At 44.1% G+C, this 11,141-nt stretch carries 9 protein-coding genes; 1 reads left to right on the forward strand and 8 read right to left on the reverse strand.

Features of this window, described 5'->3' with window-relative positions:
• Window positions 1-30 precede the first annotated feature (30 nt).
• The 8 genes from RMX98_RS19565 to RMX98_RS19600 form a co-directional block, all read right to left on the reverse strand.
• Complete coding sequence (locus RMX98_RS19565) at window positions 31-1,284, reverse strand: DNA cytosine methyltransferase (RefSeq protein WP_322679561.1); 1,254 nt, start codon at window positions 1,282-1,284, stop codon at window positions 31-33.
• A gap of 203 nt (window positions 1,285-1,487) precedes the next feature.
• The gene (gene lpxB / locus RMX98_RS19570) at window positions 1,488-2,657 is read right to left on the reverse strand and encodes a lipid-A-disaccharide synthase (RefSeq protein WP_322679560.1); all 1,170 of its coding nucleotides are present in this window, start codon (window positions 2,655-2,657) and stop codon (window positions 1,488-1,490) included.
• 236 nt (window positions 2,658-2,893) lie between these two features.
• Complete coding sequence (gene lpxA, locus RMX98_RS19575) at window positions 2,894-3,709, reverse strand: acyl-ACP--UDP-N-acetylglucosamine O-acyltransferase (protein WP_322679559.1); 816 nt, start codon at window positions 3,707-3,709, stop codon at window positions 2,894-2,896.
• 312 nt (window positions 3,710-4,021) lie between these two features.
• On the reverse strand, window positions 4,022-4,552 hold the full coding sequence (gene fabZ, locus RMX98_RS19580) for a 3-hydroxyacyl-ACP dehydratase FabZ (protein WP_322679558.1): 531 nt from the start codon (window positions 4,550-4,552) through the stop codon (window positions 4,022-4,024).
• A gap of 96 nt (window positions 4,553-4,648) precedes the next feature.
• Window positions 4,649-5,497, reverse strand: a complete 849-nt coding sequence (lpxC, locus tag RMX98_RS19585; protein ID WP_322679557.1) for a UDP-3-O-acyl-N-acetylglucosamine deacetylase — start codon at window positions 5,495-5,497, stop codon at window positions 4,649-4,651.
• 507 nt (window positions 5,498-6,004) lie between these two features.
• A complete protein-coding gene (locus tag RMX98_RS19590; RefSeq protein WP_322679556.1) occupies window positions 6,005-8,509 on the reverse strand; it encodes a BamA/TamA family outer membrane protein in 2,505 nt (834 codons plus the stop codon).
• A 176-nt stretch (window positions 8,510-8,685) separates the two neighbouring features.
• The gene (purC, locus tag RMX98_RS19595) at window positions 8,686-9,423 is read right to left on the reverse strand and encodes a phosphoribosylaminoimidazolesuccinocarboxamide synthase (protein WP_322679587.1); all 738 of its coding nucleotides are present in this window, start codon (window positions 9,421-9,423) and stop codon (window positions 8,686-8,688) included.
• A 362-nt stretch (window positions 9,424-9,785) separates the two neighbouring features.
• Window positions 9,786-10,661 carry an MBL fold metallo-hydrolase gene (locus tag RMX98_RS19600; RefSeq protein ID WP_322679555.1) on the reverse strand — a complete coding sequence of 292 codons (876 nt, stop codon included), beginning with the start codon at window positions 10,659-10,661 and terminating at the stop codon, window positions 9,786-9,788.
• Between the two features lie 189 nt (window positions 10,662-10,850).
• Here RMX98_RS19600 and RMX98_RS19605 point away from each other — a divergent pair, with 189 nt between their 5' ends.
• A complete protein-coding gene (locus tag RMX98_RS19605) occupies window positions 10,851-11,108 on the forward strand; it encodes a 4-Cys prefix domain-containing protein (RefSeq protein ID WP_322679554.1) in 258 nt (85 codons plus the stop codon).
• Window positions 11,109-11,141 lie beyond the last annotated feature (33 nt).

The following is an 11,141-nucleotide window of genomic DNA, read 5'->3' on the forward strand; positions in this document are numbered from 1 at the left end:
AACTTGCACATATTACAGAGTGTATTCTTACTATTCACACTGATAATATTGTGCCGCTTGCGACATATTAAATTGTAATAGCTTTTCCTCTCCCAACTGGTATCCAAAACTCGGTTTAAAAGGCGAAATATTCAAATTGCGAATAATTTCTGCCGCCACAGCCTTTGCTAGTAACGGTGGTACAGAGTTACCAACTTGCCGAAATCCGTGCCATTTAGTTACATGAAATCTAAACCAATCTGGGTAAGAATGCAATCTCGCCGCTTCTCTGACGGTGATACAGCGCGGCGTAGACGGATGAATCGGTCTCGGAGATGTAAAAGAACCCCTATATTTATCTGTTCCGGCTCTTAAAGTATTACAGACACCATCACGATGTAGCTTATGAAAACGACTAATTTTTTCTCTTTCGCCTTGTTGAGTCTCCTGAAAACGTTTAACAGTTTCCGCAGAATGTTTGGTTCTTAAACTTGAAGAAAGTATTCGCAAATCATATTCTCGTTTGTAAGAATAATCATCGTTTAGGCATTTAATACCGCGAAGTACAAGAGCATAGTTACTAGGCTTTTCGTATTCTGCTACAACCCAATCTCTTGTTAGTAACTCTGGATATTTTTCTATTTCAGGTAAATCTCCAATTGCATCCAATACTGTAGGACTCAATGGAATATCAGATATTTTTTTAGAATTTAAATTATTTGGTAACGCTTGTTTAGTAATCGGCTGAGGGTATTTCGGTAACTTTACATCCTCCCTTGCGCCTATGAGAAATAATCTCTCACGAGACTGTGGTACTCCGTAATTTGCAGCGTTGAGAATTTGATAATTTTCTTCTACTTTATAGCCGTGAATTCTAAAATCGCTAATTAATGTTTGGAGGATTTGTTTATGTTCACCAACTGTAATCCCTCGAACATTTTCCATCACAAAGAACTTTGGTTTTAGTTCAATAACCAGCCGATGAAAGTGAAACACCAAAGAGTTTCGGGGGTCATTAACAGCCCGTTTACCAATTAGGGAAAATCCTTGACATGGTGAGCCACAAATTACCACATCAATTTCGCGATCGCCAATCTCAGACCGATTCCTAATTTCTTCTCCGGTTGTCTCCACAACACTTTTGCATAACACTGAGCAATAAGGAAAGTTAAACTCATGTGTTGCACAGTGGATCGGGTCGATTTCCACAGACGCCAGTACATCAAAGCCTGCTTGTTCAAAGCCAAGAGTCATACCGCCTGCGCCAGCGAATAAGTCAACTGCGATCGCTCTTTGTTTTTTCATCTCATAAGCCATGACACCTCTAAGGGGATTGGAGATTGGGGATTGGGTATTGGGTATTGAGTATGGCGTATTAAATATACAAAATTTTCCTAGTCCCCAGCGATGCACTGAGTTTCGACTACGCGGTAATCGAGCGACTTGCACTGAGCGGCGTCGAAGTGAGTCGAGATTCAACTACCGCGCTGTTGAAGTGTCCCCAGTTCCTAACCCCCAGTCCCCGCCACCATTTGCAAAATTTCTTGAGCAGCGCGATCGCACACTCCAACTTCTCCTAAACTTTGCCGCATTTCTTGATAATCTAGCAAAGTTTGTTCTCTGCGATTGGGATTGAGTAGCAGTTCCATCGCTGCTTGGGTAATATTTTCTACTGTGGCTTGCTCTTGTAAAAATTCTGGCACAATCGGCTTCATCACGACTAAATTAGGTGGCGATGCGAAGGTTATTGAACCTTTGAGGATTTTACGAGCTATCCACGCAGTCAAACGACTGAGGCGATAAACTACAACCTGTGGCACATTTAACAAAGCAAGTTCTAAATTGACAGTACCAGATTTACTAATGGCTAAATCAGCCGCAGCAAAAACTTCTATTTGTTGACCTGATATAACTGTCGCCCGTAAACTGTAACGCTCAATAGCCTCTTCAATTGGCTGTCTATAAACTTCCAGCGACAAGGGAATCCAGAAACGAACTTCAGGTAATTTCGCTTGAATAGTTTGGGCGGCTTGAAAAATTACTGGTAAAAGATATTTTAATTCTTGGCGGCGAGAGGCGGGGAGAAGTGCGATCGCAATTTCTTCTGGTGCAATCCCTAGTGTTGCACGAGCTGCTTCCCTAGTAGGAGCATCTTGCATCCGGTCAACCAAAGGATGTCCTACCCAACTCACTTTTGCGCCTTTCTCGCGAAAGTAACGGGCTTCTTGGGGGAAGATTGCCAACAGCTTATCTGTAAAATCAATAATCCGCTTAGTTCTTCGCAAACTTAATGACCAAGCCCACTCTTGGGGAGCAATATAATATACCACAGGTACATCTGGCAGATGCTGTTTCATATAAGTCCCAATTTCCAGATTGGGAGTCATATAATCGATCAGCACCACTAAATCAGGTGGATTTTGTTTTAGAGAAGCGATCGCCTGACGTTGCACCTGGAGAGTCGGTAAAATATAAGGCAGCCCTTCTAGAATACCCATTGAGCCGATACTACTAGTATTTCCCAACAGAATTGCCCCAGCCTCTACCATTTTTTCGCCACCCAGCGCCAAAATCTCTAATTCCAACCCAACCGCCACAGCTTGACGCTTCAGCGCTGAAATTAGCAGCGACCCTTGTAAATCGCCAGATACTTCGCCAGTGCTGATAAATATCCGCATTTGATAATTGGTAATTAGTAAAAATTATAGGAGTTAGGAGTGAGGAGTTAAACATATTTAAGTCATCAACTCATAACTCATAATGTCTGATCAATAACCAGAATTCCTCATAACCCCTCCCCACTAACTCCTTACTAACTACCCTCTTGCCCTCCTCTCGAAGAGCGGGGAGGGGTTGGGGGTGGGGTGCTTTGATTATGGTTAATTCGACAGACATTATAATATCTCACATCTCACTATTCATCACTCACGGCTTTTTTTCCCCTACCGGGAATCAAGCCACGTCTTCCAGGCATCTGAGAAAGTAGCAGAAAGCGGCGCAGATGCTGCAATTCTTCGCTATCCCCTAACAATTCCAACTGTTCCAAAGCACCTTTAAAGGACAAATCAGAACGGTAGAGAATGCGGAAAGCTTTTTTGAGCATTTGTAAATCTGCTGAATCCATACCAGAGCGTTTGAGTCCAACAAGATTGAGGGTTCGCACCCGCGCTGGATTTCCCTCTACTAGCATATATGGGGCTACATCGCGGTCAATACGTGCCATGCCTCCCACCATTGCGTGTCTACCAATACGCACAAATTGATGGACACCTAAAACCCCACTCAGTCTTGCGCGTGACTCTATATGGACATGACCCGCCAACGCCACAGAGTTAGCAATCACTACCTGGTCTTCAATCACGCAGTTATGAGCCACATGGACATAAGCCATCAGCAGATTACCATCACCAATTACCGTCGCTTCACCGGCACCGGTAGCGCGGTTAATGGTAACGTACTCACGAATTAAGTTGTTATCACCAATTTTGACCCAAGTTGGTTCTCCCACAAATTTGAGATCCTGGGGTTCCATACCGATGGCTGCACCTGTAAAAATCTGATTTTGCGCCCCAATTTCACAAGGTCCCTCTAGCACTGCATGAGCGCCAATTATTGTTTCAGGGCCCACTTTGACATGCGCTCCAATCACAGCATAGGCACCGACTTGCACTGTATGGTGAAGTTCCGATTTCGGATGAATTACAGCAGTTGGATGAATTAGCGTTTTCAAGGGTGAATCTCCAGAACTGTCTTGATAAGCCAGCGCCGGGGTGGGATTTTAAAGCAGTGCATTACTCTGGTTAAGAGAGTTATACCAACTGCTGTCCCATCGAGGCGACTGACATTGTTGAGCGTGAAGTATTTCAGTGAACGAAAGTGTCGGGCAAAGCAAGTTAAGTGTGTTTGTGAGTGCGTCTCGTAGAGAGAGGGCGGCGAAAATCGATAAATTATCAGATGCTGTTGTGGATTTTTTAACTGTTATCCTTTTTTAGAATTCAGTAGGGGCATTTCACGGCTATGCCCGTACCACGAAAGCAAACTTTTAGCTAACTAAAGAAAACATTAATTCCCCTTCACAAGCAAGTTGACCATCAACTTCGGCACGACCTTGCATCTTACCGAAACGACGTTGTTTTACCCATAACAGTTCCACTGTCATTATTAGTTGATCTCCCGGTACGACCTGGCGGCGAAAGCGAACTTTATCAATACCAGCGAAGACGAACAGCCCGTCTTGTACCGAAGACATTTGAGTTAAGACAATGCCCCCAACTTGTGCCATTGCTTCGACAATTAGCACCCCTGGCATCAGTGGACGTTCAGGGAAATGTCCTTGAAAATGGGGTTCGTTGATAGTGACATTTTTAACACCAACAGCTTTTTCCCCTGGAACGTAATCAATTATTTTATCTACAAGTAAAAATGGATAGCGGTGGGGTAGCAATTTCTGAATTTCTTCAGAAGTGAAAGTTGTTTTAATCTCAGAATTGATTGTAGTCTCATTTATAGCCTGTGGTTCGGTAGATGTAGGTGTAGTCGTATTGATCGTATTCACTTCGGTGAGGATTGACATTGGCCGTGTAGTTGATTTTTAATCTGATTGAGTAGGCAAGTGTATATCGAAAGCCTTAATAATCTTGAATTTTAAACTTTAGATCAAATCTAAAATCTAAAATCTAAAATCTAAAATTCTCTGAGCCAATTGAATGTGTAAATTGTGACTAGCTTTATACGCTAAGAAATGAGCAATAGGAAAAGTTCCTAGTAAACTTAAATCTCCTACTAAATCCAAGATTTTATGACGAACTGGCTCATTTGCAAATCTCAATGGTGGATTTATCCAACCTTCTGATCCACAAACAAGTGCATTATCCAAACTGCCACCTTTAATTAACCCTGTTTTTTGTAAGTGTTCAATTTGATGCAGTAACCCAAAAGTACGGGCCGGAGCAATTTCTGTGGCAAAGCTATCAGAAGCTTTTTCTAGTTCAGCAGTTAGTAACCAACTATGCCATTGATTACCAATGGCAGGCAGGTCAAAATCAATACCGTAACTAAAGCGGGTTTCTGGTGCTGGGAGGGCAGATACAAAGGCATCCCCTTCATACACCCATATTGGTTCTGTAATAGCCTTGGGAACTTGGTTGTTCACGGGTTGTGATACTAAGCCAACTTGGGCAATATTGGCTGTCCACACACTTGCTGAACCATCTAAAAGTGGGACTTCTGGCCCATCAATTTCAATACGGGCATTATCCACACCCATACCCGAAAGCGCTGCTAACAAATGCTCTACCGTGCGAACAGATACCTCACCCTTACCCAACTGAGTTGAGAGAACAGTGTGATTAACTGCCGCCACTTGGGCTGGAACGATCGGCAAATCCGGTAAATCTACCCGCACAAAGTAGCGTCCACTTCCCGGCTCTGCTGGTAGTATCCGCACCTGGGTACTCACACCGCTATGCAGTCCCACCCCTATTTGGGTGATTTCGGCTGCTAGAGTGTGCTGTTGCATAATCGAAAAGTGAATATATTTCCTTTAGTATTGTTCATCGTCTGTTTTGGTAAGATCCCTGATATTTCCCGAAAAATGTCATTAATCCCTTTATCGGAACAGTATTGAGGTAAATGTAAAAATTAGCAAGCTAATCTCAAAAGAGAATTGTCCATTTGTCCTTTGTCCTACCCTGCGGGAAGCCGCAGAAGCGTCTATGTCAATTGTCCTTCGTGATTCACTAATGACCAATACAACTCTTGGAGAGGGTACTTCGGCTTACCTCGACTTCGCTCGGCACAAGTCGCTCAGTACAAGTGCGCCAACGACTTCGCGGTAGTTGAATCTCGACTCACAACGACTGCGCGGTAGTTGAATCTCGACTTCGCTCGATTACCGCCAAGCGATGCACTAAGCGTAGTCGTTGTGTCGAAACTCAGTACAAGTCGCTCGATTACCGCCAAGCGATGCACTGAGCGTAGTCGTTGTGTCGAAACTCAGTACAAGTGACCAATGAGTAATGACAAATTAAAATCTTTCGCCAATACCGAAATTAATCCGGCTATCACCATCATCGTTTATACCATAGTCAATCCGAATTGGCCCCAGTGGAGACTGGACGCGAACGCCAAGACCATAGCCGAAGCCACTGCCATTTTTGTTCAACACTTCAGCCGCCCTAGTACTAGTTCCCAGGTCACTGCCGAGATCAAAAAATAGTGCGCCACTGACTACTGAAAAAACTGGGAACCGATACTCAACTGATGCTTGCACATAAGAGCGTCCACTACTTAATGCTCCTTCTTCATAACCCCGAACGGAGTTGCTACCCCCAAGGGTAAAAGCTTCGTAGGGAGGCAAGTCACCAAGGATGGTTCCTGCTTGCAGGTTAAATGCTAAAGTTTGTGCCCCTTTGCTGAGGTTAATCAGCTTGATGGGTAAATACTGGCTGTAGCTACCCCGCAATCTTGTGAGGAAAATGTTGCCTAGTCCGATGGGAACCGACTGATCGACTCCGAAGCGGAGATAAGAACCACTAGTGGGTTGCAGGGGGTTATTGCGGAGATCGCGCTGTGCCCCTAATTGCAACAGTAGTAAATCGTCTTGACCTCCTGGAGATTCGGTCAGTGGAATTTCGATTGGTTGGCTGGTGGGGTTTCCATTCTCGTCGAGAGGAATTCCATCATCATTGAATACCGCTCCTCTTGTTTTCAGATTGCCATCGGCATCACGGGCGGAAACTCGTTGATACTGTACACCTGCTGAGGCAGTCCAGACAGAAGTTTTGTAAGGATTGGAGGAGAGGGGACGGGTAAAGGTGACACCACCACCTACCCGGAGAATGCGCGGGCGATCCTGAGCATCTTCATTAGTCGGATTCGCTGGGTCAAACGTCCTAACATTTTCATCTTTGCCATCAAAAATCAACGAAATGGAACTGCGGCGGAAAATATTGGTTGTGTAGGAAGTCCGGTAAGGATCTCCTGCAATCCACGGGTCTGTAAACCGCAGGTCAAACAGCAGTTCCCGTTCTCCCACCTGTACTTCTGCCCCCAGTTTTTGGTTCCTACCGTTCAGGTTTTGCTGTTGATAGCTTACTGTTCCAAAAAGTCCGCTAGCAGAACTAATCCCTGCCCCAGCCGCAATAGAACCACTGCTGCGTTCAGCCACATTCACTACTACATCTACCTTGCTGGGATCAGTACCAGGGTCAAGGGACACATTTACATCTTCAAACAGTCCTAGTCCATACACGCGCTGTAGGTCTTTTTGCACTGTGTTGCGATTGAATACCTGTCCTGGCTTCAACTCCAATTCTCGTGTAATAATGTAATCCTGTGTCCGTCCGCGAATCGGTTGTCCCTTCTCGTCTGTCTCTTGACCATCTTTATTGCGGAACCGGACTCTAATGTTTTCTACTACGCCTTCTGCTACTTGCAAGGTAACAACTCCGTTTTCAGAGACTTGTGGCGCTCCAATCACGTTGGCTAGTACGTAACCTTGATCTTGATACCGTTTGTTTAACTGCTTGATGCCTTCTTGCAAGTCACGCAAATTGAGGATTTTGCCATACTGTTCTTTAAATACCTCATCTACAGTATTAGCTGGTAGTACAGAAGGAACACCAGTGCCAGGATTAGCTTGCACTTCTACTTTACTGAGGACGGGGTTAGGCTGCACAACAAAGCTCACGCGCACTCCCAAGGGGGTATCTTCTGGCGTTGCTTGGACGTTGGAAAAGAAGCCAGTACCAAAGATGGCGTTAATATCTTCTTGCAGTTGGCTGCGGGTTGTCGTTTGCCCTGGTTGGGTACGAATTACTCTGTAAACTTGCTCTTCTAGCCCTGGTGGTAGTTGCCCAGCCTGCGATCTAACTACTACTTCCGACACCAGTACGCGGGGATCGTTGGCTTCTGGGGCTGTGTTGGGTTGAGTATTTCCCGGAGTTGTCGGCGGGTTAACATTCTGCGGACTGGGAGTAGCGCCTGGGCGTGGGGCAGGTGTTCTTTGTTGATTACCTGGGAATGGAATGTCTGGAGTGCTTGATGGTTCTGGAGTTGTGGGTAATAAAGGTTCTGTTGTTGGTGGGTTAACATTTTCTGGGACTGGAGTCGTCTCAGGAGTTGGAGAAGGCGTTGGTTCTTGAATTTCTGGCGCTGGGATGTCTGGAGCAGGAGATGGCTGTTGAGTTGGGCTGGGATTGATTTGGGGGGTTTGTGCCGTTTTTGGCGTTGTGGAGCCTGGTATTATTACCTTTGGAGTCGCTATGGCTGCTGGATTGGCAGGGTAAATTGCGACAACGCGGGATTGCTGGCGCTCTCCCTCCATAAGCCCTATGGATTTAGGTTGAGATTCTAGACTTTTACTGGAGTTAACCTGACCAGTGTCGTTTTCTGGCTGCTGATTTGTTTCTAGTGTCAAAACTTCTGTTGTCTGTTTTGAACTGTTGGCGGTTTCTGCATTTGCACTCAATGAGCCACCCAAAGGGGCTGCAATTGCTACTGCTGCCAGCAATACTGGAGATAAACGCATTTTACTTATATTCCTCTTCACGACCACACACACACCATCACAAGGCAATAATGCCCTCATGCCAAAGGTAAAATTTCAAAACATAATTTTTTTCTTTTGCTTTTTTACTTTACAAGGCAAAAGGCAAAAGGCAAAAGTTAAATATAATTCCTTCTGACCTTTTGGTTTTTACCTGTTTAACTTGTAGTTTCTACTGCTTTTAGCACTCTTTGTAAAACCTCCTGGTAGGCATCCTCTACATTTCCTAAGTCTCGGCGAAAGCGGTCTTTGTCCATTACCCGGCGGTTTGAGTCTTCTTCTGCGGTATCCCACAAACGGCAGGTGTCGGGGCTAATTTCATCTGCCAAGAGCAACTGCTGTTGTGAGTCCAAACCAAACTCTAGTTTGAAGTCTACTAGGGTAATGCCGCACCGCAGCCAAAAGTTATTGAGAAATTCATTGATTTGCAATGCTAGATGTGTAATTGCGTCTACTTGTTCCGCAGTCGCTAGTTCTAGTAGGTACAGGCGATCGCGTGTCAACAAAGGATCTCCTAAAGGATCGTTTTTGTAATAAAACTCAACCAATGGCTGTTTTAGAATTGTACCCACTGGTAATCCTGTTTGCTGACACAAACTGCCAGCAGCAATATTTCTGATCACCACTTCTAAGGGTAAAATCTTTACTGCCTTCACGCGCATCTGATTTGGGGCAGGGCTGTCGATAAAGTGAGTCTTTATACCATGAGCCTCCAACTGTTTAAAAAGTTGGCTGGAAATGCTACAATTGATTTTTCCTTTACCTTGGATGCTGCCACGCTTTTGGGCGTTAAACGCCGTGGCATCGTCCTTAAAATCAGCCAACAAGACTTCCGGATCGTCCGTTGTATAGAGAATTTTTGCTTTGCCTTCGTATAACTTGGAATTAACAGACATGGTGGCAGGTAAAGTTTTAGGCGATTGACAAAGGTATGTCCTTTGAGGCTTCACCATTTTATCTTTAGTTATAGGAAAAATGCCGAAAACCCTGAAGTTAACCCTTCAAAACCAAAAAGTTTTGAAGGGTTAAGTCTTTTAAGGGACTTCCAAATAAAAAAATAATCAATCGCTTTGGGGAGACTTGGGAGAGGTATTGCTACCTTGTCTACCTTGTCCCCCTTGTTCCCCTGCTCCTATTGGATGCAAAAATTGAGTAATGTAATTTTTGGATGTCCCTAAGTCGGGGATGAAGGCTAATTGTGATTAAGTGGAGTGCCTAGTGTGTGGGATGTTAAGCACTTTTGCAAGATATGCTAATGTCAATCCAAAGATTCCATCCACTCAATACACTTGTGCATCTGCTGGCGCATGGTTTCTTTATCAGCATGAAACCTTCGTCCATGACCTGGTAGCACCCACTCAAAAGAATAATTAGCCAAGTTACGCATTGATTTAGTCTGTTCTGGCCAAGAATACCAGCAGACACCGTAGAATGCAGTCAGTTGGTGCAAGCTTTCTGACCAAGCGAGATGATCGCCTGTGAAAAGAAACTTATTTTTGTAGAGTAGGGCGGTTTGTCCTTTGGTGTGACCGGGAACTGGGATAATTAATAAATCTGGTGTCAAGGTAAATGGTTCAGAACCAGTTAGCTGTATTTCTACATTGCGAGTATCGGCAGTAATATCATCAACGTGGAGGATGCGATCGCACTGAAAATGCTCGGCAAATTTTTGATGATCTGCCACATCATCCTTATGAGTTAAATACATATAGCGAATTGGCCCCATTTCTTCTAAACGCTTGACTAAAGGCGGCGTAAACCGGGGAGAATCCACCAAAATGTTACCTTCTGGATGTTGAATTAAATAGCTAGCAGCACCGTAAGATTTTTCAGAATGATAGCCGCAATGGTAAACATTTTCTGCTACTAATATTGGAAACTGTTCTTGAGCAACTTTGATATCTTTTGGTTTCTCAACTGTGCCAATAGAACTAGTAGGACAAGCTAAAAGTGCTTCCAGCGCTGCTAATCTTTCCGCATCATTCGTTGGTTGATGATAAACAGCCGATTGGTCATCAACATCATAAAATACTTCCGGAGCCATCCAGCGACAGGTATCACAATCAATACAAGTACTATCTACATAAAAATCGCCGTTGACATTTTGGGGACGACGCTGATTTAAATGAGCCATATTAATCCTTTTGCTTCCAGGCGCTTACTGGGGAGCGATAAACCTTATATCCCTACGCTAGCAAAAGTGACTTGAGATTGTAGATGCCAGTAGAAGTAAATCTGCTCAAAAATATAAAGACTGTGAAACCCAGTCAGCATAAATTGGGAAAACTCAATATAGACACTATCTGCTGATATATTCCCAAATATGCTTTACTGTTCTAATTCCAGTTGTGCAAATCCCTTTAATCCTGATGATAATAAGTTTTGCATTAAGTGTGGACAAACACTCACACTATTATTCAGAAACCGTTTTCGGGTAATACGACTTTTGGGTGAGGGTGGATTTAGTAGAACTTATGAAGCTAGAGATGCAGATAAAATAGACGAACCTTGCGTAATTAAGCAATTTGTCCCTCAATTTCAGGACTTACGCAACTGGCACAGCGTGATCGCTATTTTATAGTATTTATGTACTATATAAAGTGGCTGACCCATA

The sequence above is a fragment of the Nostoc sp. DedQUE02 genome (assembly GCF_034531035.1).
Classification (GTDB): domain Bacteria; phylum Cyanobacteriota; class Cyanobacteriia; order Cyanobacteriales; family Nostocaceae; genus Nostoc.

Bases quoted from the DNA above. Each gene is read 5' to 3' on its own strand.
- RMX98_RS19605 (WP_322679554.1), top strand. From the start codon at position 10,851: ATGCTTTACTGTTCTAATTCCAGTTGTGCAAATCCCTTTAATCCTGAT.
- RMX98_RS19565 (WP_322679561.1), bottom strand. From the start codon at position 1,284: ATGAAAAAACAAAGAGCGATCGCAGTTGACTTATTCGCTGGCGCAGGC.
- RMX98_RS19600 (WP_322679555.1), bottom strand. From the start codon at position 10,661: ATGGCTCATTTAAATCAGCGTCGTCCCCAAAATGTCAACGGCGATTTT.
- fabZ (WP_322679558.1), bottom strand. From the start codon at position 4,552: ATGTCAATCCTCACCGAAGTGAATACGATCAATACGACTACACCTACA.
- purC (WP_322679587.1), bottom strand. From the start codon at position 9,423: ATGTCTGTTAATTCCAAGTTATACGAAGGCAAAGCAAAAATTCTCTAT.
- lpxB (WP_322679560.1), bottom strand. From the start codon at position 2,657: ATGCGGATATTTATCAGCACTGGCGAAGTATCTGGCGATTTACAAGGG.
- RMX98_RS19590 (WP_322679556.1), bottom strand. From the start codon at position 8,509: ATGCGTTTATCTCCAGTATTGCTGGCAGCAGTAGCAATTGCAGCCCCT.
- lpxC (WP_322679557.1), bottom strand. From the start codon at position 5,497: ATGCAACAGCACACTCTAGCAGCCGAAATCACCCAAATAGGGGTGGGA.